Below are 24862 nucleotides of genomic sequence, written 5' to 3'. Positions count from 1 at the left end.
AGTGACACTGCTAGCTTACTTTAACTTTTGATTATCAATATCAAGCCCCTATATCAATGATAGGGGCTTTTTGTTGGGCTAAATTTGAAATAGCTAACTTTCAAAGGCTAGTAAAAAAGTTTCGTTTAGTTATAATATGTCTTTCGAACCGAAACTTAAGCTACTGAACATGAATAAAAGAAACACACAGCAGCGACGCCATAGCATTATTAGCCTGTTGAATAGCCAAGGTGAAGTCAGTGTTGATGAGTTATCCTTACGGTTCGAAACTTCTGAAGTCACCATTCGTAAAGACTTAGCCACTTTAGAAAAAACCGGACTGTTATTACGCCGCTATGGTGGCGCAGTTGCTATACCTGATGAAGTCACTCAGGCATTTAGCAGCAAAATAGCCCCTAATAAATTATCAATCGCCAAAGCTGCGGCTGAATTAATTAACGATCACAACCGCATTATCATTGATAGCGGCAGTACCACCTCAGGGTTAATTCAACAGCTCAATCATAAGCGCGGTTTGTTAGTGATGACGAACTCATTGCAACTGGCAAACGCCATCCATGAGTTAGAAAATGAGCCGACATTATTGATGACCGGCGGCACTTGGGATCCGCATTCAGAGTCGTTTCAAGGTCAAATAGCGGAACAAGTACTACGCTCATATAACTTTGACCAGCTATTTATTGGCGCAGATGGCATTGATTTAGCCCGTGGCACCACCACCTTTAACGAATTAACTGGCTTAAGCAAAGTGATGGCAGAGGTCTCAAGAGACGTTATCGTGATGCTTGAATCGGACAAGTTTGGCCGCAGGATCCCCAACCTCGAATTACCTTGGAGCAATATCAGTGTATTAGTCACTGATGACAAGCTACCTGCAGAGACTGTGGCCACAATTACAGAATATGGTGTGAGAGTCATTTTGGCTCCTCACAAAGAATAGTTTTTCATTTTTACTAAATTAAATAATTGGACATAAATTATGTGTGGAATCGTAGGCGCAGTAGCGCAAAGAGATGTGGCTGAAATTTTAGTAGAAGGCCTTAAGCGCCTTGAATACCGTGGTTATGACTCTGCAGGTGTTGCCATCATCAATAATGATCAACTTGGCCGTACTCGCCGCGTCGGTAAAGTACAAGAGTTATCAGATGCGTTAGCCGCAGCACCACTGGCTGGCGGCACAGGTATTGCGCACACCCGTTGGGCAACCCACGGTGAGCCAAGCGAGCGTAATGCTCATCCACATGTGTCTGAAGGCGATATTGCCGTAGTGCATAACGGTATTATTGAAAACCATAATAAACTGCGCGAAATGCTAAAAGGTTTGGGTTACAGCTTTGCATCAGATACTGACACCGAAGTGATTTGTCACCTTGTTCATCACGAGTTGAAAACACATGACACCCTAGTTGCCGCTGTGCAAACTGCTGTTAAACAACTAGAAGGTGCTTACGGAACTGTAGTTGTCGATCGCCGTGATAACTCTCGCATGGTTGTTGCCCGTAGTGGTAGCCCGTTAGTCGTGGGTTACGGTTTAGGTGAAAACTTTATCGCATCAGATCAGCTGGCTTTATTACCTGTTACCCGTTCATTTGCCTTTTTAGAAGAAGGTGATGTAGCCGAAGTGACTCGCCGTGAAGTGAATATTTTTGATGTTGATGGCAATGCAGTAGAGCGTGAAGTGAAAGAGTCAGAAGTCACCCACGATGCCGGTGATAAAGGTGAATACCGTCACTACATGCTTAAAGAAATCTACGAGCAGCCAACTGCCATCGCCCATACTTTAGAAGGCCGTATTGCTGGTGGTAAAGTATTAGATACTGCTTTTGGTGACAACGCAGCCGAGTTCTTAAAAGACATCAAACACGTACAAATCATTGCCTGTGGTACCAGTTACCATGCGGGTATGGCGGCGCGTTACTGGTTAGAAGACTGGGCAGGCGTATCCTGTAATGTTGAAATAGCCTCTGAGTTCCGTTATCGCAAATCGCACTTATTCCCTAACAGCTTGTTGGTGACGATTTCACAATCAGGTGAAACAGCTGATACTTTAGCGGCAATGCGTCTAGCAAAAGAAATGGGCTATAAAGCCACCTTAACCATCTGTAATGCACCTGGTTCATCATTAGTGCGTGAATCTGATATGGCTTACATGATGAAAGCCGGCGTTGAAATTGGTGTGGCTTCAACTAAAGCCTTTACCGTGCAATTGGCTGGTTTATTAATGCTAACCACAGCAATTGGTCGTCACAATGGCATGAGCGAAGAAATGCAAGCCGCTATCACCCAAAGCCTACAATCTATGCCTGCGAAAGTTGAGCAAGCCCTTGGTTTAGATGATGCCATTGCTGAGCTAGCCGAAGACTTTGCCGACAAGCACCATGCACTATTTTTAGGCCGAGGTGATCAATACCCAATCGCAATGGAAGGCGCACTAAAGCTGAAAGAAATTTCATACATTCATGCAGAAGCCTATGCCTCTGGTGAACTAAAGCACGGCCCATTAGCGCTTATTGATGCTGACATGCCAGTTATTGTTGTCGCACCTAACAACGAGCTGCTTGAAAAGCTTAAATCAAACGTCGAAGAAGTGCGTGCTCGTGGTGGCTTAATGTATGTGTTTGCCGATAAAGATGCCGAGTTTGAGTCTGATGACACCATGAAGGTGATCCCAGTACCACACTGTGATGAGTTTATGGCGCCGCTGATTTATACCATTCCACTACAGTTATTGTCATACCATGTGGCACTAATTAAAGGTACAGACGTGGATCAACCACGTAACCTAGCCAAATCGGTAACGGTTGAATAAATCGAGAGTTAATTACTAGCATTTTAAAAGCCTCAACATGCAGATGTTGGGGCTTTTTTGTTTATGGGAGTTTGAATATTAGCTGAAACTTATCATTCTAAGCTCAAAATAAAACTAGAATATATGGTATTTCGTATATACAATCTTTTATATAAGTTTTGAATGGGTATAAATATGAGTATTAACAAACAACGAGTGTTATTTCTGTGTACGGGCAATTCAGCCCGCTCGCAAATGGCTGAAGTGTTGTTAAAGCATCGCGCGGGTGATCGCTTTGAGGTTTATAGCGCTGGTACTCAGCCTGAAGCAGTGGACCCTCGCGCTGTTGATGCCCTGAATCGTTTTGGCATTGATGCCGCTGATACAGCTCAGCTTGTTGCAAACTCTATCAATGACTTTAAAGCGCAGCAGTTTGATTACGTCATTACCCTGTGTAATCGGGCTACTGCGGAGTGCCGCAGTTATGAAGCTGCCGGTAAACAACTGGCTTGGGATTTTCCCGATCCTAAAGCGCGTTCAGGTTGTCAGCCTTTTTCCGCGACCCTGAATGAAATCAATGATCGCTTGTCGATGTTTCTTTTAGTGGAAGCAGAGCCTATTAGCTCTACATCTATTAACTCTAAATCTATTAGTTCTGAAACTGCCACCAGCACTGAGCCAGTAAAGCAGCTCGAACCTAGCGCTTTTTATAAATGCTTAACTGATGACATTCGCTTAAAAACCTTAATGTTGACCCACTATCATGGTGAGTTATGTGTCTGTGAGTTGATGCAGGCATTGGAAGAAGATAGTCAGCCCAAGGTATCGCGTAATCTGGCGGTGCTTAAAAAAGCCAACATTATCAGCGATAGAAAACACGGGCAGTGGGTATTTTATCGGATTAATGCCGAGCTACCTTTGTGGGCCAAATCTGTGATAGCGCAAACCACAGAAAATAATATTTCCCTAATAGCCGCGCCGCTGCAAAGGCTAGCACAGATGCAAGGTCGGCCAAGCAAGGCAAACTTTAGCAAGGCGAACTCTTGTAACTAGCGCTAAGCAAAGAATTACAGAACAAATTTAATAATTAACCTTAAGAAACAGCAGAGGATTTTCTAATGACTATTAAAATCGGTATTAATGGCTTTGGCCGTATGGGACGTTTAACAATGCGCGCCGCATTTGATTGGGATGAGGTTGAAATTGTGCATATCAACGATCCTGCAGGCGATGCCGCAACACTAGCGCACCTGATGACCTTTGATTCAGTCCATGGCCGCTGGCACCACGAGGCGACCCATACTGAAGTGAATGGCGCTCAAGCTATGCTGATAAATGGCAAAGCCATCCCGTGCACCCAAAATGTTGCCACCCAAGATACTGATTGGTCACAGTGTGATGTGGTTATTGAGGCGTCAGGTAAAATTAAAACCAAAGCATTGTTACAAGCATATTTAGACCAAGGCGTAAAACGGGTAGTTGTCACTGCGCCAGTTAAAGAAGATGGCGTATTGAATATTGTCATGGGCGTTAATGAAGGCCTTTATGATAAAGCTATTCATCCTATCGTTACCGCTGCATCTTGTACCACTAACTGTTTAGCACCTGTGGTTAAAGTTATTCATGAAAAAATTGGTATCAAACACGGGTCAATGACCACCATTCATGACATCACTAATACTCAAACCATTATTGATGCACCGCATCAAGATTTACGCCGCGCCCGTGCATGTGGTACTAGCTTAATCCCTACCACCACTGGTTCAGCAACAGCAATTACCCATATTTTCCCTGAGCTAAAAGGCAAGCTAAATGGCCATGCGATTCGAGTGCCACTCACCAACGCATCCCTAACCGATTGCGTGTTTGAAGTTGAGCGTAAAACCGATATTGCTGAGATTAACCAAGTACTAAAACAGGCTGCAGAAAACGAGCTTAAAGATATTTTAGGTTATGAGGAGCGTCCGCTGGTTTCAATCGATTATAAAACCGACCCGCGCTCAAGCATTATTGATGCCTTATCCACTATGGTGGTCAATGACACTCAAGTAAAACTGTATGTGTGGTACGACAATGAGTGGGGCTATGCAAATCGCACTGCGGAATTGGTACGCATGGTTGGTTTGGCTGACAAAAACTAGATATAGGTTATGAGTTAATGGGGCTTTTATCATTAAGCAATTTATCACCACAGATTAAGCAGTACTTGGTGATAACCGGTAATTATTGGGCGTTTACCTTAACCGATGGTGCACTGCGGATGCTGGTGGTGCTGTATTTTCACCACTTAGGTTATAGCCCGCTCAATATTGCCATGCTGTTTTTGTTTTATGAAATCTTTGGCGTGGTCACTAACTTAGTGGGCGGTTGGCTTGGGGCGCGTTTGGGGCTGAATAAAACCATGAATATTGGTTTGGGGCTGCAAATTATCGCCTTAGCCATGTTAGCGGTGCCGGCTGACATGCTTAGTATTGGCTATGTTATGTTGGCGCAGGCACTGTCAGGTATTGCTAAAGATTTAAATAAAATGAGTGCTAAAAGCGCCATTAAACTCTTGGTGCCAGCAGGGGCTGAGGGCAAGTTATATCAGTGGGTCGCTATTCTTACCGGTTCTAAAAATGCCTTAAAAGGGGTGGGTTTCTTCTTAGGCGGCTTATTACTGACATTACTTGAGTTCAGGGGCGCGATTATCTTAATGGCGTCATTGTTGACGCTAGTATGGTTATTTAGCCTGATCACTCTTAAACAGGATTTAGGTAAAGCCAAGAGTAAGCCTAAGTTTAAAGAGGTATTTTCAAAAAGCCGTTCAATTAATATTTTATCGGCGGCGCGAATGTTTTTATTCGGCGCCAGAGATGTGTGGTTTGTGGTGGCCTTGCCAGTGTTTTTAGCGGTGACCTTTAATTGGGATCACTGGTGGGTTGGCGGCTTTATGGCGAGCTGGGTGATTGGCTACGGTATTGTGCAATCAATAGCACCTTATTTTACAGGTAAGAAACAAGGGAAAGTACCAACGGGTCGCGCTGCTTTTTTATGGGCGAGTTATTTAACTGTTATTCCAGCCGCTATCGCTTTGGCTTTGCATTTTGATTTCTATGTTCAAACATCCATTATCGCCGGTTTACTCATATTTGGTGCAGTGTTTGCGATAAATTCCTCGTTACATAGCTATTTGATAGTCAGTTACGCTGATGGTGAAAGCGTATCGTTAGATGTCGGTTTTTACTATATGGCCAATGCCATGGGTAGACTTATTGGCACGGTATTGTCTGGTGTTGTGTTCCAATTTTATGGTCTTGAAGCCTGTTTATGGATATCAGCTGTATTTGTCGCTATTGCAGCGCTGTTATCGATTAAACTCCCAACAAACACTTCTTGTAACGCTTAGATTGTTAATGATTAAAAAGACAACTAATGCCGTTTGAGTGTCAAACGGCATTATTTTTTAGTCACTAGATTGGTATAAATACCCCAATTGATGTGAACTATTCAACAGGGACCTAAAAGCCAAACTTGCCGTTAGTATTTTTCCATTCGCTTTGTGCTGGGATGGCTTCGATGGTATCCCAATGTTCCACAATCTTGCCATTGTCTAAGCGAAACAAATCATAGAAAGAAACATGCTTATTCATAAAGGTGCCTTCGCTAATGGATAGCACAAAATTACCTTCCCCTAAAATTTTATGGTTCTTACTGACGACCATAGGCATGTTGGCTGCAGCAAGTTCACCTAATGCTTTACCCAATCCACTTAGTCCATCTGCAATTGCTGGGTTGTGCTGTAAATAGGCGTCGTCTTCGTTATCAATAAATTGGTTAATCTTAGACATATCGCCGTTCATCAGAATTGTTTGCACAAAATCAGCCACAATCGCTTTATTCGCGTCAGTTTTATCTAAATCTGTTATTTCTGTTGCGCCATCAAGTTGGGTTCTACCGCTTGGGTTTACAGGCGCTATCTCTTGTAAGTTATCCCAATGTTCCACAATCTTCCCTTGTTCAAAGCGGAATACATCAAAGCCAACTTTAGGGCCAAAGAAGTTATATTCAGTATGAGTTACTGTGTAATCACCATCTTGAAATGAACGCTTTACTCTGGCTTTAGCACTACCTTCTGGAAGTTGTTGTAGCACCGCACCAAAACCTGCTAAACCATCGGCTACTGCTAAGTTATGTTGGGTGTATTGCTCAGGGTTGATGTATCCAATGGCTGATTGGTCGCCTGTTTCAATACTTGAAATGACAGCAACGGCTTTTTCTTTGTTAGAGGCTTCGTTAGACATTGTAGATATCTCCTGGGTAGATGAACATGCAATTAAGCTCAATACGCTTGCAGTGATAAGGGTACGTTTGAATAAGGTTGAAATTGTTTTCATTATTTTGTCCTCAGTTGCTTGAGAACAATATTAGATAAATGTGGAGACAATTAGCAGAGTGTATTTGAGTGTAAAAATGGTGAATATCGAACCTTGGAAGACTTTTTAAACGTTATGTGCGCTGTTTTAAAAACTGATTTGGTGTGGTATTTGTTTGATTTTTAAAGTATTTAACAAAGTTACTGGCATCTTCGAAACCAAAATCATAAGCGATTTGTTGGGATGGCTTTTGGCTAATGACGATATGGCGTTTGATTTCTATCACGGTAAAAGCATCAATCATTTGCTTTGCTGTTAAGCCCGTTGCGAGTTTGCAGATTTGGTTAAGGGTTTTATAAGTGACATTAATTCGGTTTGAATACCAGTTGGCATCACGTGTTTTGCGGGCGTATTGCTGCATTAGTTCGAAAAAACGTGCCAGTTTTATACTTTGATCTTGGGATAGCTTGTCGTGTCTTGCTTCTGGTCTAAGTCGATGGAGTATTAATGCCAATGCAGAGAATAAATACATCACTACCAGTTGTTCTGTTTGTGGCTGATTTATTTCGGTCAGCATCTCATTGATTAAGGTTTCGGTCCTATGGCGGGACTGTGTATCTAATATGAGTTGAGGCGAGTGTAATTGGTTTAGGTGGGTGGGAGTGTATTTAGGTAAGCGCATATTGGCGTGTACATGATCAAGAAAGGCTTGGGTAAAAATGAGCACCTTACCTTGGGGCTCTGATGAAAAATCAAAAGCATGAACCTGTTCTCGCTGGACGAATAACAATGAACCTGGTGCAAATGAGTAGTTTTTGAAATCAACCATATGAGTGCCTTCTCCTTGCTCAATATAAATGAGCATAAAGAAGTTAACTTTATGAGGAAGTTGAGGGTCGTGATCAATATCGGCTCTTCGGTATATCGAAGTTAAGTCGATAATTTCTAGCTCTTCATCATCTGATTGTTGATGATTAAAACCAATATTGGGAATATTCAGAGTGTGACTCCACTAACTTTAATCATAAAAGTGTAGTGGGTATTGTCAGTGCAAAGCAACTTATTAAATCTTCTTAGTTACTTCTTGGAAAATGTCTCTTGGTAAATGTTTTTTGGTTAATATCTCTTAAATAAGTAAGCTAATTACTTCATCGTGACTTTGCCGCCAACCATTTTATAAGCTGGAGTGCCGCGAACTAAGGTGTCTCTGGCGAAAGTAATTCCGCATAGGGGGCACTCGCAAGGCGTGGTCGTAAAATCATCCACAATACGTTCCTTAAAGCATTTTACTAATGCACCTTTTCCCCTTTGCGGTATTTAAAAAGTTGGGTTTTACATTTGCCACAGAAGATATCGACAGTGCGACTCGGGCCTTTAGCGTTTTGGGCTCAATAAAACCATGAATATGGGGTTGGGGCTGCAAATTATCGCTTTAGCCATGTTAGCTGTGCCGGCTGACTATTGGCTATGTCATGCTGGCGCAAGCACTGTCAGGTATTGCCAAAGACTTAAATAAAATGAGTGCTAAAAGCGCCATTAAACTCTTGGTGCCAGCAGGGGCTGAGGGCAAGTTATATCAATGGGTCGCGATTCTTACCGGCTCTAAAAATGCCTTAAAAGGGGTGGGTTTTTTCTTAGGCGGCTTATTACTCACATTACTTGAGTTCAAGGGCGCGATTATCTTAATGGCGTCATTGTTGACGCTAGTATGGCTATTTAGCTTAATCACCCTTAAACAGGATTTAGGTAAAGCCAAGAGTCAGCCTAAGTTTAAAGAGGTATTTTCAAAAAGTCGCTCAATCAACCTATTATCGGCGGCGCGAATGTTTTTATTCGGCGCCCGTGATGAAGTGTCCCTTGATGTGGGCTTTTACTATATGGCTAACGCCATGGGGCGATTAATCGGTACGGTATTATCTGGGCAGTGTTTCAGTTTTATGGTCTAGAAGCCTGCTTGTGGATCTCTGCGGCCTTTGTTGCTATTGCAGCAGGGCTATCGACCAAGTTACCTGTGACCAAACTGAATACGAACTGATTTATCGTTACAGTTACCGCAGTGCTATTTAATGGTCATTCTAAATAAAAAGCCCGTTTAACGGGCTTTTTCATCTTCATCTATCTTATTTGAATCATTGTTCTTGTTTGAGTACTTCGAAAGTGAAGCATTTTGGGGCTAATTTTTAACGTTTTTTAGTGTTGTAAAATTACTTAATTGTAATCATTTGATCGGGTAAAGTGACATTTTATTCTGTTTGAAATCACGCCGCTATTGATTCAGTTGGTCACCCTTGTGAGGTTGATGTTGGTGATGTTTTTAAGTTGTAATTTGATTGCTACCTGCCTGCTCCTTATGAAAGCGCTATTTAGGCTTTGTGTTGTTATTTATAAGGCGTTATCAGGCTTTTAATCGTCTAATAAAAATAATCATCCCGACTGGTATCTATTGCTTGAGTCCGTGCCATTGCTCGCTAAACTGCTCGTATCGTAGAGTTTAGTGAGTTAAAAATGTATGGATGTTTTCATCAGTTTACTAGGCATGTGTGCCTTGATTGGTTTAGCTGTTTTACTGTCAGAACGAAGAAAGGCTATTAACCTAAGAACGGTTATCGGTGCGTTAGCATTCCAAGTCGCCTTTGGTGCATTTGTAATGTACGTGCCAATGGGTCAAACCATATTGGATAGCGCTTCTAATGGCGTGATGCACGTTATTAGCTACGGCAATGAAGGCTTAAGCTTCGTGTTTGGTGACTTAGCCAAATTCAGTGTTGGATTCATCTTCTTAATTAACGTGTTATTTATTGTGGTATTTATTAGCTCGCTCATCGCCGTGCTGTATTACCTTGGCATCATGCAGCTGTTTATTGGCATTATTGGCGGCGCATTATCAAAAATACTTGGCACTAGCCGCGCTGAGTCCTTATCGGCAACCGCCAATATTTTTGTGGGACCGATTGAAGCCCCTTCAATGGTGCGTCCTTTTGTAAAACACATGACCCGCTCAGAGCTATTTGCAGTGATGACTGGCGGTTTAGCCTCTGTTGCTGGTGGCACCATGATTGGTTATATCCAAATGGGTGTTGATATTAAGTACGTGCTGACCGCTGCCTTTATGACTGCACCAGCAGGACTGTTGTTTGCCAAAATTATGTGGCCAGAAACTGAAACGCCTCGCAATGACATTGGTAAGGTCATGGATGAGCAAGAAGACAAACCGAGCAATGTACTTGATGCTGCCGCCAATGGCGCAGCGATGGGCATGCAACAGGTGATGATGGTTGCTGCGCTACTGATTGCATTTGTGGGATTGATTGCAATGGTTAACGGTCTTATCGGTGGCGTAGGTAGTTGGTTTGGTATTGCAGATCTAACGCTACAAGCCATCTTAGGTTACTTATTAGCGCCACTTGCATGGTTAATGGGTGTGCCTTGGTCTGAAGCGACCCAAGCGGCTTCATTTATCGGCCAAAAAATGGTGATTAATGAGTTTGTTGCCTATCTCGACTTCTTAAAAGTGGCTTCTGAGCTGTCGCCAAAAACCCAAATTATTATCAGTTTTGCCCTTTGTGGCTTCGCTAACATTGGCTCACTCGCCATGGTGATTGGCGGTTTAGCGGCATTGTGCCCAGAGCGTCGTCATGACCTAGGTGAAATTGGCATGAAAGCCTTAATTGCCGCTGCACTAGCAAACTTAATGAGCGGTACTATTGCCGGTTTATTATTTAGCTTAGCCGGCTAATAACCTTAATTTTTTACGCCTGCTTATCAGTAGCAGGCTTTTTATTGGAGTAACACATGACCCCACATATTAATGCCCCAGAAGGTGCTTTTGCTAAGACAGTTTTAATGCCTGGCGACCCTCTACGTGCTAAATATATTGCTGAAAACTTCCTTGATAACCCTAAGCTAGTGACTGATGTTCGTAACATGCTGGGTTATACCGGTGAGTTTCAAGGTAAGCCGATTTCAGTGATGGGTTCTGGTATGGGCATTCCGTCAATCTCTATCTATGCTAAAGAGTTGATCACCGAATACGGCGTTGAGAACATTATCCGTATCGGTTCTTGTGGCGCTGTGAGCGATAAAATTAAATTGATGGATGTGGTTATGGCAATGGGTGCAAGCACAGACTCAGCGGTTAACCGTTCGCGCTTTGCTAATACCGATTTTGCTATGATTGCTGACTTTAACATGTTGCGTTTAGCGGCTGATGCAGCTGAAAAACAAGGTGCAAGTTACCATGTCGGTAACCTATATTCTTCTGACTTATTTTATAGTGCAGATGAAGAACGTTACGACCTAATGGAAAAGTACGGCATCTTAGGCGTTGAAATGGAAGCGGCTGGGCTTTACGGCGTCGCTGCGGAATACGGCGCTAATGCATTAGCAATGATGACAGTGACCGATCATTTAAGACAAGGTTTACACTTGAGCGCTGAAGAGCGTCAACAGACCTTGAATGACATGATCAAGCTGACATTAGAAGCGGTAAGCCATTTAGACTAATGATGATAAGTGCTTACCTGGATGTAAACGCTAGGTGAGACTGCTTGTTAGTATGAAACCGTTATGCCACCCAATACCTTATGGTAATGGGCGGCATTTTTTATGGGCTTTATCAGCAGCGGGTCGATTAGCTTGTTAAGCGATGACTTGAATAACGCAGCGACTTAATAGACTTTATTTCATGGTTACCTTGCCGCCAATCATCTTAAAGGCAGGGGTACCACGAACCAAGGTGTCTCTGGCAAAAGTGCTTTCACATTGCGGACATATACATGGGCTGGTGGTGTAATCATTTACAATGCGCTCTTTAAAGCATTTTACTAATGCGCCTTTGCCCCCTTTGCGGTACTTAAAAAGTTGGGTTTTACATTTGCCACAGAAGATATCGACAGTGCGACTAGGGCCTTTAGGGTTGGGTTTTGCCATTAAAGTCTCATTCAGTAAGGTTAGCGACATCTTTTAAGCTGCTAATTGAGAAAGTGGGCAACGCACTTAGGTGCTATTTTAATGCTTGTTGCTGTCACTTACTATGAGTGCAGTGCTGTCAAACTTTTTGAATATTAATTAAGTGTATTTTACACACATAACAGCTTTTTGAGGTGGTTTGAAAGTGACTTTGTTTAATCTTCGTGAGTGAAATCTCTCTCTAAATAGTTAATAAATACTACAATTGGGTGGTTGTGGTGAAAGAGTAACTACTCTTAACTGTCATAATGTAATAATTATTTGTGTTTTTTCTTTAAGATAAAATGTGTGAACTCACTCACTTAAACTTGATATACTCCTGTTTTTTATCATTTTATTTTCTTTTTGGTTTTTGTTGAAAATGAATCTAAATCATAAAATGCGACTGCAAATAAAATAGCCGAATAACTATTATGTGTTTGATCACACATTTGCTATATTGTAGTACAATTAAATAGGGCTTTTAGATTATAGTCAACTCAAGCGTATTAGATTAAGGTTGAACAATGGAACTTAACACGATTGTTGTCGGAATATATTTCTTATTCCTGATTGGTATTGGTTGGATGTTTAGAACGTTCACTAACAATACAAGTGATTACTTCCGTGGCGGCGGAAACATGCTGTGGTGGATGGTTGGTGCATCGGCGTTTATGACGCAGTTTAGTGCTTGGACCTTTACCGGTGCTGCAGGTAAAGCGTACACCGACGGTTTTGCCGTCGCAATATTGTTCTTAGCCAATGCCTTTGGCTACCTGATGAACTACCTCTACTTCGCTCCTAAATTCCGCCAACTTCGCGTTGTTACCGTAATTGAAGCCATTAGAATGCGCTTCGGTAAAGTTAACGAGCAAGTGTTTACTTGGACTGGCATGCCAAACAGCGTTATTACCGCGGGTATTTGGTTAAATGGTTTGGCTATTATTGCCTCTGGCATCTTTGGCTTTGACATGACCACCACCATTATCCTAACGGGTCTTGTGGTATTAGTGATGTCAGTGACTGGTGGTTCTTGGGCGGTTATCGCCTCAGACTTCTTGCAAATGCTGGTGATTATGGCCGTAACCGTTACTTGTGCGGTAGTGGCAATTATTCAAGGTGGTGGCGTAAATAACATCATTGAAAACTTCCCAACTGAGTCATTCATTGTTGGTAACGACATGAACTACTTGAGCATCTTTGCTATGTGGGGTGTGTTTATCTTCTTAAAGCAGTTCAGTATTACCAATAACATGCTGAACTCATACCGTTACCTTGCTGCAAAAGACTCTAAAAATGCCCGTAAAGCAGCATTGTTAGCGTGTATTTTAATGACCATGGGCCCATTAATTTGGTTCATGCCAAGCTGGTTTATAGCTGGTGAAGGGGTTAACTTGGCACTGGCTTACCCAGATGCAGCTGGCAAAGCCTCTGATTTTGCTTACCTTTACTTTGTAGAAACTTACATGCCTGCAGGTATGGTTGGGTTATTGATTGCGGCCATGTTTGCAGCAACCATGTCTTCTATGGATTCTGGTCTGAATAAGAACTCAGGTATTTTTGTTAAAAACTTCTATGAGCCGATTGTTCGCCCAACAGCGAACGAGAAAGAGCTAGTGGTGGTTTCTAAGCTAACCTCTACTTTCTTTGGTGTTGCGATTATCTTGGTGGCATTGTTTATCAACTCGCTCAAAGGGTTAAGCTTATTCGATACCATGATGTACGTGGGCGCCTTGATTGGTTTCCCGATGACTATCCCTGCTTTCTGTGGCTTCTTTATTAAGAAAACGCCGGACTGGGCTGGTTGGGGTACCTTAGTTGTCGGTGGTTTTGTTTCATTCTTTGTGGGCTTTATTATTACCCCAGAAATGATAGAAACTGCGTTTAACTTAGACAATCAGTTAACCTCTCGTGAGTGGTCAGAGCTTGTGGTTGCCATTGGTTTAGTGGGTCACTTAGTGTTTACTGCTGGCTTCTTCGTGGCATCAACATTGTTCTACAAGCCATTAACTGCAGAGCGTCAAAAAGATGTAGATAAATTCTTCGAGAACCTTGATACACCGTTGATTTCAGAAGGTGAAGAGCAGCAGAAATTAGATAACAAGCAACGTAAAATGCTCGGTTCACTGATTTCGGTGGCAGGTATTGGGATCATGTCGATGTTCTTCATTCCTAACGAAATGACCGGACGCTTTATCTTTATCTTGTGTGGCGGCATTGTACTTACCGTGGGTCTAGTGTTGATTAAAGCGGTAGACGACAAGATTGAAGATGCAGCCCTTGAGGCAGAAGCAAGCAATAGCTAAGCTTTAAATATGGTTAGATTGAACCGTTAACTCAGTTCCCTACAAAATGTTGACCATGAAAACCACCTAGTTATCTAGGTGGTTTTTTTTTGGCTATTTGCCAATGGGAAATTGAGTATTTCAAACTTGGTTTGCTGATTTAAAAAGATTAACGTTGTAATTAGAAGTGAGTGTTGGCCATTAAGCCTACTCGTTATTTCGATTTCGATTTCGATTTCGATTTTGATTTGCTAGAGTACTTATTAATCAATAGCTTTGCTGAATGTACAGTCATTGGCTGGCTATAAACGTTATGTTCTAAAGGGATTTAGATGCAAAGAAATAATTTACTTATTGTTGCTGCGTACTTAAGCTTTTTCGCTGCGTTATTACACATCGGCTGTATTTTCGGCGGGCCGGATTGGTACCGTTTTTTCGGTGCTGGAGAGGGGATGGCGCAGATGGCTGCAGCTGGTGACTCATACCCAACGATAGTCACGCTTATCATCGCTGCTATTCTAGCGGGCTGGGGCTTTTACGCCCTATCTGGCGCTGGGGTTATTTTCAAGCTTCCTCTATTAAAAACCTGCTTAGTCTTAATCTCCGCAGTGTATTTAGTGCGCGGTATTGCAGGGTTAATTGTACCGTTTTTCACATCCGATCCCCTGGTGCACCAAAACTCGCTAACATTTTGGGTTGTCAGTTCTGTCATTTGTTGTATTTTCGGTGCTTTTTACCTGCTGGGCACAATAAGGTTATGGCGATAGGTTTTTAGTTATCAAACTTCGTTTGCAGTTTAAAAAATCAAGATCTCAAGCTCGAAATTAACGATAAATGCTAGCTAATGAGTGTTATTTTTAGCCAAAAAAAGCCAGCTTGTAGCTGGCTTTTTTTGGCTTGTAGCTGGCTTAGTTACTGACTTAAATGACCCACAACACTACTGTTTCAAGTTCAGCTTATAAAAACTCACTTGGGTGTAATCTCCTGCGGCGACGCCGTTGTTAGTGCATCCCGTGCCCCAAACTGGGTGCGCAGTACCTTGATTACATTGGTTATAAGCACCGGCTTTAAAGTACATGTTGTCGCTGCCATAACCTTGGTCAATGGGGTGACCTGGGTAAGGCTGACTTAAATCGGTTTTAAATACCTTGGTTTGGGCGGCATCGGTACCAGGATTTTTGACAAAGGTTAGCGTCATCAAGCTGCCGACAACATTGACGTCATAGCTAAATAGCTCCCCTAGCTTGATGCCATCAACTGGGTCGTCACTTTGCTTGGTTAACGTATCGCTGCCCCAAATTGGAATAGGGATATCGTAGCGTTGGTCTATATCTGCTGGGTAAACTTCATAGTTCCAAAACAGTGAACCATATTCATGGTTTGGCATTTTGCGGTAGTAAATTTTAAGTGGTTCAACTTTACTTGATCCATGAATTTGGCCAACCACCACCGAGTGGGATGGGAATTTACTGTCATCGCCACTAACACTAACCCAATCAACCGCAACGGTGGCACTTAACTGGCCGCCGATAGCGCCATAAGCTTGCTTGTTAGGGTGAGTATCAATGACAAAGTTATTGCTTGGGTGCTTGGGGTTGACCTTGGTCCCTTCACCATTGAGCATGATCCGCAGTTCAGAGCGGGCATTGGCGCTGTTTTTAGTAGTGGGTGCTGTGTTAGGTGATGCCATTACCATGGCGCCAGTTTCAGGGTGGCTGTAAAACCAAAAGTGGTTAGTGTACGGGCGCACGCTATCGTTAAGTTCATCCACTTCAATTTCCATTACTTGACCTTGGCGCGCAGGGCGATGATCAGGAATAGGCAGATTGATTTTCATTTGCGATAAATCAAAATTTTGCGCAGGTGCCAGCGTCGGGCTTAATGCTTGGCTGAGTTTGGCTTTGTAGGCTTGCTGCTGAGTGGCTAAGTCTGTGGCGGCATAGGCGCTTGAACAAAGCCCTATTGTCATCGCTGTAGCAATGGTAGTTTTTATTAAACGGTGTGGCATCTTGCCTCCTGTTTGACACTATAAATAACACACCCAGTAGCGTTTGCGACTGGGTGTTAGGATTTTATTAATGATTATTGCTTGTGATAAAGCAGCTCAATGTCACGCTGCTCCCACACTTCGGCTAAGTTCTTTTTAACGCTGAACTGGCTAAAGTCGGTGTCTTTGGCAAGCTTTATCCACTCAGGTTTATTCAGTGACTCACCGGCTTTTAAGTAGATGCTAGTCATGCGCTCAACGCGGCGACGGTCATCTTTTTGTGAGTAAGGCCATTTCACTGCGGGATCATGGTAGTTGGCCATTAACTGGATACCTTGAGCCATCGAGCCGCCTTTGTCGTTTTCATAGTTCCACAAATCAACCCCGACTTTTTCACCGAGTTCAGCAATGCCCACTAATGGCACAATACTGAAATAGTGGTAATGGTAGGCACGAGTACGCTCAATCTCATGGGGTTGTGAGCCGTCAGCTTCAAACTGGGTATCAACCCGCATTTTTCCTTTTTGCACCATCTGTTTAGTCAGGTGATCATTACCAATAAAGTAAGCGATGCTGGCCACTTGGAAGTCATACCAAGTGCCATGGTTATTAGCCGCTGCCGCCTCACCTTTAGGGCCGCCAGACAGATCATCAACAATTAGCCAATCTAAGTACTCGCTGTACCACTGCTTAATTTGCTGCTCATCTTGTTCAGTCCAATGCTTTGATTGCGACAAAATAGCAATGGCATCTAGCATTCTGTCGGCAAGGGTGCGGGTATCAATAATACCGCCTCGACGTCCTTCTGCTCTGCCGGGAACCCCTTGACCGTAGTTGACGTTAGGGTTCATTTTAGTGGCTTCATTCAAGAACCATGTACGCACAAATTCGATGCCTTTTTTGGCATAGGCTTCATCTTGGCTAAAGTAATACGCTAAGGCGACCGCGCGGGTTGAGCGGGTAAAGTTACCAATGCGTCTAGAGTCAGTTTCTGTGGTTTTTGAGGCTGGGTTGGTTTTGCCATCGTGGCGGATCCACGGCAAACCATCAGCTTTGGTTTCATCTGGCCACCAATAAGGGCTGATACTCATGTAATCATGTTTGTCGCCACTTGGTGGAGTCATGCCTTTTTCAGCCACACTAAAAGGCGCTTGTTTCATGGCGATGTCGGCTTCTTCAAGCAAGCGTTCATAAGCTTGCTTCATTGAGGCGCTAGCATCTTTGCTTTGAAGGATGGTGCGATTTTGCTGCAAAACATCTTCATTTAAGAACACAAAATCGGCGGCTTGTACTTGGTGACTGAGTGCTAATGCACTTATAAGTAGTGCAATTGGGCGTAGGGTCATTTGGGTCACAATATCATCCTTCATAGAATTTGTTATAAAGATAAAATAATACAAATAGGGTAGTTGTCTAGCGGTTTCGATGCTGTGATCCAGATCTTATTGTATTGTGTTAATGGCAAACTATTGCGCCATTTGCTACTAACTTAGGTTTATTTGGTTTTTAATTAATGGTTTGAGTGTAATCTTATATGGCGTCAGCCACTGCTTATATAAGGTTTATAGTAAATAGTGCTGCTAACCCTTATTGTAAATTTGTCATACATTAATGCGGCGTTTGGGCTGAATGGAATTAACGCTTATAAGTTAATGGCAGCCTTATATTACGGCTGCCATTTACGTTTAACGCTACTGGTGCTGGATTGTGATCTTGTCAAATGACACTTCAAAAATCTGATTTTGGTAGTCTTCGTCAGGTTGGATTTGCGGATAAATTCCAGCTTTGAAGTAGTAAGTCTCCTCTAACCAAGCTTCTGTTAAGCTGTAATACTTACCGTCTTTTGCCAGTACAGGCTCGCCCCAAGCTAGGGTTCTTGCTGTGGTGGTATTATTGATCTCAGTGGTGATTGTTAATCCTTGCTGGTTGGCCACAATGTCATAGTGCCACTGAGTACCGGCATCCACTGTGCCTAGTTCAACACTGAACGACTGGCAGCTATCACAGCTGTCGTTATTAGGGGCAAAGCTATCGTTCAAAATGGCGCGGATTGGTTTGTTTGGTCCATCCCATTGCAGTTTAACCAGTGCTTGTTTTATTTGATAAGCGTGGATTTGGCCGACAATCACTTTAGGATCTTGGCCATTTATCTGTGGGTATTGCTCTATGCGCAGGCTGCTTGATAGTTGATGTTGTTGATTTATAGCCCAGTTTTGATTGCTGCTACTGCAAGGGTCTTGGGTTTGATAGTGATATAGCTCTCTTAATTCTGAACGTACATAAGATGAATTGATGGTAGTCGCGCCACTATCACCTAAGTTGACCTGAAAATACATGCGCTCATCACTGTCATCAACCCAGAAGTAGGGTTCGTTGGTGTCGTTTGATAGTCGAGTTTTACCGCTACAATCAGCTGGAATTAGCTCTGCGGCAGAGTCGCCACCCGTGCCGTAGTAATCATCTTTACTCACAGGTAGGGTGAGTTTCCATTGATCTATGTTCCAGCTGCAACTTTCACATTCTTCGGGCGGAACCGTTTCTTCAGGCGGAACCGTTTCTTCAGGCGGAACCGTTTCTGAACTGCCACCTCCGCAAGCAATTAGCATAAAAATAACACTGGTTAAAAGCGGCACTGATGTCTTTTTAGTCATTTTTTATCCAAATCCCCTCTAATTAATAAATAATACAATAGATCCAGTGCTTTTTGATTGCTATTATCCGAACCATAAATGTGACCCGCGTCAAAAAACAAGATTAACGTTTTTTGACTTAAATGGTCAAGTTTTTTAAGTTGCTGTTTTTTATAGTTTATATGGTTTAATTTTGATTGTTGCACTTTTGATAATAAAAAAGTTTAAAAAAGTTTGCGCAATATCACAGATATGATGCGACAAAAATAAAACAATAACATAATACAAATAAGGGGACGGTTTAATGAAGATTAGCTTAATTGCAGGTTTAGTTACGTTAAGTTTACTGGGCGGATGTGCCACCGAAAACTATTCAAAAGTTGATGAGGGTACACAGACTAATAAGGTCGCAATAGACAATATTGTTGCTCACGAAAAAGCAGTGATTACTTCAGGCTCAATCAAGGCCATTGATAGCGCAGCGTTAAAAAGCAAGCTGGCTTCACTTGCTGATGGGGAAGAGTTAATTCTTGAACCGGGCAAATATGCTGATTTAGGTCGTCTCGATATCACCGCGAGTAACGTTGTTATTAAAGCAAAAGTACCAGGGCAAACTTGGTTTACCGGCTTAGTGCAGCTAAACCTTGTGGGTAACAATATTACCCTCGATGGTGTGGTCTTTACCGAAGGTGGCCCTGCTGAGCGTATGGGCGGCATCACTTTCCGCGGTAATAACAACACTCTACAAAACTCGATGTTTTACTTCTTCAATGATAAATACGCTTATCAGCCAGATTCTAAGCGTGATGAATATCCAAAGTATTTATGGTTATCGCTTTACGGCAAAAACAATCAATTATTGAACAACACCTTCGAAGGTAAGCATAAACGCGGCACCTTGATAGGTATTCAGAAAGCTAAAGGTGATGAAACTGCAGATAACCATGTCATTAAAGGTAATTTGTTTTATGACCAAAAGCATAACCAGTATGAAGAGTTCGATATTAGCGATGCGATCCGTTACAACTCAAATAGCTGGGAAGCCATTCGTGTCGGCGATTCAAAAAGCTCAATCTATCCATCAAAAACCACCATTGAAGGTAACCTATTTTACGAGTGTGATGGTGAAACAGAGTTAGTGTCATTTAAGTCAGCTGGCAACGTGCTACGTGGTAACACCATTATTAACAGCGCTTCAATGGTGTCATTGCGTCACGGTATCAACAATGTGGTTGAAGACAATGTCATCCTTGGTAATGGCAAACGTTACTCAGGTGGTATTCGCTTATATGACGAAGGCCATATTATTCGTAACAACTACATTGAGCGAGTCATGGGTACCGGCAATGTCCGTGGTGGCATCGCCATTAATACCGGCATTACCGATGTGCAACAAGGTGAGCGATTAAGCCAAGACGTCAAAGGTAAAGGCTTAAACAAACAAGCGACGCCAAACAAGGTGTTAATCGAAAACAACACTGTTATTAACTCGCGTCAAAACGTCTTATATTCAGACAAAAAACACCGCGTAAGCCTCTATGACAATCAAAAAGTATCGACGGTATTTGCTGGTGTCGATATGACCTTTAATAACAACTTATCTTACGCCGCAGTGAAAAAGTCTTTAGCCCTAAAAGGTAATGATGAAGTAGCTAAGCTGGTTAACCCTACCTATAACAACGAAGTCTATTTTGGTCCTATCCAAGCGGTAGATTTACCAGCAGAAGGTATTAGCACTGCTGAGCCAAAGCTTATTGTTGCACCGAATGGTTTGCTTGAAGCGGCAGATTTAGATGTGGGCGCGAAGGGCTTAAAAGTACTGACCATGGCAGATGTTGGTGCCAGTTACACAATCCAAAAGTAATGCAAAAAAGAATTCGATTAAAATAATAAACTTAGAAAAAAGGAAGTTGTATGAAACTTAATAAATTATCGTTATTTATTAGTGCTGTTTTCGCTGTAACAACGCTATCTGCCTGTGATTTTTATGATAAGCCGATAACTGAAGATCCAACAGACCCTACTGATCCAACAGATCCAACCGACCCAATTGAACCGGTAGGGGATTTAGTCCCTGATTTGGTATTTAGTGATGCTGATTTGAGCACTCTTAAAGCGGCTATTGACGGCGCGACTGACGTTAATGAAGATGGTCAAATCGTTATCTTATTAGATAATACTGCCAGCTTTAGCGGTTTAAGCAATTTAGTCTTAGACAGTGAAACCCCATTAGTATTATTAGGTGGTGAACCGACTTATGATGGCCTAGAAGGCTCTGAATATGGCGCGGCGGCACAAATTATAGGTGGCGAAGGTTGTGTGGTTATCTCTGCTGATAACATTCAGTTACGTAACATTACTTTTAAAGACGTTACTCCAATCTGTAAAGACAGTTCAACCACCACCCTAATCAACGTAGGTACTTCATCATCAATGGGTGAGGCTTATGAAACCGTTGAGAGTAAGCCTGCTGGCGTGGTGTTATCACAACTGACCATTGATGGTGAAAACCTTGCATCAAATGGCCAGGATGATCCATTAGATTGGATTATGGTGCGCGGTGAAGGCACTCAAATCATCTATAACGCCTTTACTAACAAACCGACAGAAGAAGGCTCTTTCATTACTGTTCAAGGTACGAGTTCATCACATAAAGATGTGGTTATTAGTCACAACCATTTCAGCAACTTAGCCCTTGATAACCCTTTTAGCGGCACCAATGACGTGTTTGCGATTCGTTTAGGCACTTCAAGCTCATCTAAAACAGACTATGTGACCAATACACTCATCAGCGACAATCTATTTACTGACGTAAATGCATCACGCCGGATGATCTATGTGCGTTTAAGTAGTAACACTATTGAAAATAACACTTTTATTAGCAGCAATGGCTTTGTGTCATTAGAAGGTGGTGAAAACAACACTGTAGCTAGCAATATTATGATCAACGATGGCTCAGGTGAAGATGATGGTAAGTACGAAGCGGGTATTCGTATTATCTCTAAAGGCCACACAGTGACTAATAACTATGTCTACAACAATAGCCGTTCTAAAACCGGTAATGAAGTGGGCGCTATTTCAGTACTAGATGAAGAAATCGATGCTGGCGTAACGCTCAAAGCCCCATCAACAGTTGCTAACAACACGATTGTGAGTGCCAAACAAGGTTTCATCTTTGGTAAATCTGGTGCATGTACCGATGACTCAGTGGTTAATCTTACCGACAACCTAGTGGCAAACGGTGTTGACGGTGTTGATTCTAGTGACAAGGGTGTACGTGATGACTGCTTACTTGGTGAAGGTTCTACTTGGTCTGGCAACATGTTTGCGGTAACCACGTTATCAAGCAATGATAACTACGAAGAAGTGACAGGAGAGCGTGAAAACTTAGGTAATGGCACTGCTGAATTAACAGAATCTGCTGAAGATTCAAAATTATTCCTTGCAACTCCAGAAGGTAATGTTGCTGGTAAAGGCGCAACAGGCTTAGTGATCCTTACTGAAGCAGAGGTTGGCCCAGAGTCAGCTGAATAAGCTCGCGTTATTAACTGGATTTGATTAAAAAAATAATTAGGAATATCAGAATGAAAAAGTATTTAGCAATTGCTGTTTTAGGTGCCTTAAGCTTTAACGCTGCAGCAGAAGATGATGATGATCTACGCCCTGGTAAAAGTACCATTGCCATTAAATGGGAACATAAACTGCTTGATGGTCGTACCGACCGCCCTAAAGTCGAGTTTGGCCATCGTATGCGCAACGGCTTTAAGTTTGGTGTTGAACAAGCGTGGCAATATGATCGCAGCAAGTCTGAAAAAGAAGTGGGTTTTGCCCCTGAGCAGTACGAGTTGACATTCAAAACAGATTATCAAACGCGTTGGGGCGATAATAACGAGCACCAGGCGGGCCCAGTATTAGATTATCAAACCAAAGAAACTGCCAACAGTATCCGATTTGGTGGTTACTATGGTTATAAAATTAATAGCGATTGGCAGGTAAAAGTGCGTGCACGTTATAGTCAGCACCTTGACCGTATCTCACTAAAAGATGATCCGGCCGATAGCTACTACCGCGATGACAAAAACAAAGAAATGCGTTACGACATGTGGCTGACGTACCGTTGGGATAACTTCCGCTTTGTTTATAACTTGATCCACTATAGCAAAATCTCATCATACAAGAACGACAGTGGTGTAGAGCAGCATGTATACAGTAATGGTGATCGCAGTTTATTTGAGCACGAGTTTACCGCGAACTACCGTTTCCCACATGCGAAAAAGCACACAGTATACGGTAAATTTAAGCTGAAAACTGAGATGCTTAAAGACAGCCATATGGTAGAAAACAGTGGTTACGATTGGTACGGTAAGCGTGATAACGCTATCGAGCTTGGTTATAAATACAGCTTCTAATGTTTAGCTGTTAATTTAATGAATAAATAACTATTGGGATTTTATCTAATTCCTTGGTTTTTAGTGATTAATTAACAAGAAGTCTGACTTGAAATGCTGCTTTGTCCTTGGTGACAGGCAGCATTTTTTTTACCCTTAACACTGAAATAAAGATTATTTTTGATTTTTGTGAGCTTGTCAGTATTAACTATGAACAAGGATTAAGTATTAATCTTCAATTAAGGTTATTATAATTACATTAATATTATTACTGGTCTAAAACTGGTGAATGTTAAACGATGCCATATACTAGTTAAAAGAGTATCAGTCGGCGTTATAGTTCATTGTAAAAGACATAGTTTAACAAACTTTATTGGCTGACAAGTGTAATAGATTTCACTGTCATTACTTGCTAATCATCTAATATATAGAGTAAAAACATTTTATACTGCTGACTTTAATATTTGCGTCAAGGCCTAACTTAGCTAAAATGTTGTGGTTATCAATTGCCATTGTTAAACCTCTGCTTATCAGCAAGGCTCCTTTGCTTTGTATCTTTGTGATACAAGTTATTATGTCTTTTGTATTAATTAATGTGTAAATCATAGGTGGGTATTACTACATGAGCACAAAATTTACACCAATTGGTGGCGAAAAACGCAGCTTACATGTGCAAGTGGCATGTGAAATGGCTCGTAGTATTATTTCTGGTGATTTGCCACAGGGTGAGATTATCCCTGGGGAAATGGACCTTTGTACTCAGTTTGGTGTCAGCCGTACCGCATTGCGAGAAGCGATTAAGCTATTGACCTCTAAAGGTTTGTTGGAGTCTAAGCCCAAAGTCGGTACCCGAGTGCGAATGCAAGAGTATTGGAATTATCTTGATTCTCAATTACTTGACTGGCTCATTGACATGGAAAAAACCGAGCATCTCTATCAAGAGTTTTTATCGCTGCGTAAAGCGATAGAGCCTGAAGCCTGTGCTTGCGCCGCCCGCAATGCCACGGTTGAGCAGCGGATGCAGTTATCCGCACTATTTCAAGAAATGGATCGAATTTCTAAAGGGTTTGACCATGAAGGTTGGGTCGATGCCGATTTAGAGTTTCATCGGTTAATCTTTATTTCGACTGGTAACAGCTTCTTTTTACCGTTTGCCAATGTGTTGACCACCATGTTTAAGAGTTTCTTCCACCATGCCTCAAAGCGTGGCACTACCTGTATTGAAGAGCATCGTTTAATTTACGAAGCGATTATGGCGGGTAATGCAGAAAAGGCTCGTCAAGCCAGTGAAGAGTTGCTAAATCAAAGTGACCAAGAATTAGAAGCGATTCAGCAGTAAGCTTTAATCGCTAAAAAAGGCCAACTTGTTACTGACAGGTTGGCCTTTTTTTGTGAGCTGTTCTATAAGTTAAAAAGTAGCAGTTTTTCGCAGAAGATTGCTGTCTGGTTAACGTTTTATTCCTCAAAATGCGTTAATATTAA

At 42.2% G+C, this 24862-nt stretch carries 19 protein-coding genes and 2 pseudogenes; 14 read left to right on the top strand and 7 right to left on the bottom strand.

Features of this window, described 5'->3' with window-relative positions; genetic code table 11:
* Positions 1–169 precede the first annotated feature (169 nt).
* The 5 genes from Q4591_RS11665 to arsJ all read left to right on the top strand — a co-directional run bounded on the left by Q4591_RS11665 (position 170) and on the right by arsJ (position 6176).
* On the top strand, positions 170–940 hold the full coding sequence (locus Q4591_RS11665; protein WP_102436374.1) for a DeoR/GlpR family DNA-binding transcription regulator: 771 nt from the start codon (positions 170–172) through the stop codon (positions 938–940).
* A 39-nt stretch (positions 941–979) separates the two neighbouring features.
* Positions 980–2809: a glutamine--fructose-6-phosphate transaminase (isomerizing) gene (gene glmS, locus Q4591_RS11660; RefSeq protein ID WP_102436372.1), complete on the top strand. Its 1830-nt coding sequence runs from the start codon at positions 980–982 to the stop codon at positions 2807–2809.
* A 174-nt stretch (positions 2810–2983) separates the two neighbouring features.
* Positions 2984–3841 (top strand): metalloregulator ArsR/SmtB family transcription factor, encoded by an 858-nt coding sequence (locus Q4591_RS11655; RefSeq protein WP_303461156.1) that lies wholly within the window; start codon positions 2984–2986, stop codon positions 3839–3841.
* 65 nt (positions 3842–3906) lie between these two features.
* Positions 3907–4929, top strand: coding sequence for an ArsJ-associated glyceraldehyde-3-phosphate dehydrogenase (locus Q4591_RS11650; protein WP_303461154.1), 1023 nt, complete (start codon positions 3907–3909; stop codon positions 4927–4929).
* 17 nt (positions 4930–4946) lie between these two features.
* Entirely contained in the window at positions 4947–6176 is a 1230-nt protein-coding gene (gene arsJ, locus Q4591_RS11645) for an organoarsenical effux MFS transporter ArsJ (RefSeq protein WP_303461152.1), read from the top strand.
* 112 nt (positions 6177–6288) lie between these two features.
* Here arsJ and Q4591_RS11640 read toward each other — a convergent pair whose 3' ends face one another.
* The 3 genes and pseudogenes from Q4591_RS11640 to Q4591_RS11630 form a co-directional block, all read right to left on the bottom strand.
* The gene (locus tag Q4591_RS11640; RefSeq protein ID WP_303461149.1) at positions 6289–7164 is read right to left on the bottom strand and encodes a hypothetical protein; all 876 of its coding nucleotides are present in this window, start codon (positions 7162–7164) and stop codon (positions 6289–6291) included.
* Positions 7165–7276: 112 nt separating this feature from the next.
* Positions 7277–8083, bottom strand: a complete 807-nt coding sequence (locus Q4591_RS11635; protein WP_303461192.1) for a helix-turn-helix transcriptional regulator — start codon at positions 8081–8083, stop codon at positions 7277–7279.
* 203 nt (positions 8084–8286) lie between these two features.
* Positions 8287–8495 (bottom strand): annotated as a pseudogene (locus Q4591_RS11630) (hypothetical protein).
* 26 nt (positions 8496–8521) lie between these two features.
* On the opposite strand from Q4591_RS11630, the pseudogene Q4591_RS11625 reads away from it, so the two are divergent.
* The 3 genes and pseudogenes from Q4591_RS11625 to deoD all read left to right on the top strand — a co-directional run.
* Positions 8522–9178, top strand: a pseudogene (locus Q4591_RS11625) (hypothetical protein); the annotation flags it as partial.
* 474 nt (positions 9179–9652) lie between these two features.
* On the top strand, positions 9653–10879 hold the full coding sequence (locus Q4591_RS11620; protein ID WP_102520260.1) for a NupC/NupG family nucleoside CNT transporter: 1227 nt from the start codon (positions 9653–9655) through the stop codon (positions 10877–10879).
* A gap of 56 nt (positions 10880–10935) precedes the next feature.
* Complete coding sequence (gene deoD / locus Q4591_RS11615) at positions 10936–11646, top strand: purine-nucleoside phosphorylase (protein WP_102436360.1); 711 nt, start codon at positions 10936–10938, stop codon at positions 11644–11646.
* 174 nt (positions 11647–11820) lie between these two features.
* Here deoD and Q4591_RS11610 read toward each other — a convergent pair whose 3' ends face one another.
* A complete protein-coding gene (locus tag Q4591_RS11610; protein ID WP_102475883.1) occupies positions 11821–12072 on the bottom strand; it encodes a hypothetical protein in 252 nt (83 codons plus the stop codon).
* A 545-nt stretch (positions 12073–12617) separates the two neighbouring features.
* Between Q4591_RS11610 and Q4591_RS11605 the strand changes: the two genes are divergently transcribed.
* Both Q4591_RS11605 and Q4591_RS11600 read left to right on the top strand, forming a co-directional pair.
* The gene (locus Q4591_RS11605) at positions 12618–14396 is read left to right on the top strand and encodes a transporter (RefSeq protein ID WP_102436358.1); all 1779 of its coding nucleotides are present in this window, start codon (positions 12618–12620) and stop codon (positions 14394–14396) included.
* 311 nt (positions 14397–14707) lie between these two features.
* The gene (locus Q4591_RS11600; protein ID WP_303461144.1) at positions 14708–15142 is read left to right on the top strand and encodes a hypothetical protein; all 435 of its coding nucleotides are present in this window, start codon (positions 14708–14710) and stop codon (positions 15140–15142) included.
* Positions 15143–15312: 170 nt separating this feature from the next.
* Here the strand turns inward: Q4591_RS11600 and Q4591_RS11595 are convergent, their stop codons facing one another.
* The 3 genes from Q4591_RS11595 to Q4591_RS11585 form a co-directional block, all read right to left on the bottom strand.
* Entirely contained in the window at positions 15313–16383 is a 1071-nt protein-coding gene (locus Q4591_RS11595; RefSeq protein WP_102436354.1) for a polysaccharide lyase family 7 protein, read from the bottom strand.
* A gap of 74 nt (positions 16384–16457) precedes the next feature.
* The gene (locus tag Q4591_RS11590) at positions 16458–17708 is read right to left on the bottom strand and encodes an alginate lyase family protein (protein WP_102475882.1); all 1251 of its coding nucleotides are present in this window, start codon (positions 17706–17708) and stop codon (positions 16458–16460) included.
* 345 nt (positions 17709–18053) lie between these two features.
* Positions 18054–19013 carry a polysaccharide lyase family 7 protein gene (locus Q4591_RS11585; RefSeq protein WP_102436352.1) on the bottom strand — a complete coding sequence of 320 codons (960 nt, stop codon included), beginning with the start codon at positions 19011–19013 and terminating at the stop codon, positions 18054–18056.
* 283 nt (positions 19014–19296) lie between these two features.
* On the opposite strand from Q4591_RS11585, the gene Q4591_RS11580 reads away from it, so the two are divergent.
* The 4 genes from Q4591_RS11580 (at position 19297) to Q4591_RS11565 (ending at position 24719) form a co-directional block, all read left to right on the top strand.
* Positions 19297–20856, top strand: coding sequence for a polysaccharide lyase 6 family protein (locus tag Q4591_RS11580; protein ID WP_102475849.1), 1560 nt, complete (start codon positions 19297–19299; stop codon positions 20854–20856).
* Between the two features lie 50 nt (positions 20857–20906).
* On the top strand, positions 20907–22526 hold the full coding sequence (locus Q4591_RS11575; protein WP_303461140.1) for a chondroitinase-B domain-containing protein: 1620 nt from the start codon (positions 20907–20909) through the stop codon (positions 22524–22526).
* Between the two features lie 50 nt (positions 22527–22576).
* Positions 22577–23401 carry a hypothetical protein gene (locus tag Q4591_RS11570; RefSeq protein ID WP_102475847.1) on the top strand — a complete coding sequence of 275 codons (825 nt, stop codon included), beginning with the start codon at positions 22577–22579 and terminating at the stop codon, positions 23399–23401.
* 601 nt (positions 23402–24002) lie between these two features.
* Positions 24003–24719: a FadR/GntR family transcriptional regulator gene (locus Q4591_RS11565; RefSeq protein ID WP_076541842.1), complete on the top strand. Its 717-nt coding sequence runs from the start codon at positions 24003–24005 to the stop codon at positions 24717–24719.
* Positions 24720–24862: the final 143 nt, after the last annotated feature.

This window comes from Shewanella sp. 3_MG-2023 (genome assembly GCF_030548765.1).
Taxonomy (GTDB): Bacteria; Pseudomonadota; Gammaproteobacteria; order Enterobacterales; family Shewanellaceae; genus Shewanella.
The sequence above is the reverse complement of the archived record's forward strand: the minus strand, read 5'-3'. Positions and strand labels throughout refer to the sequence as shown.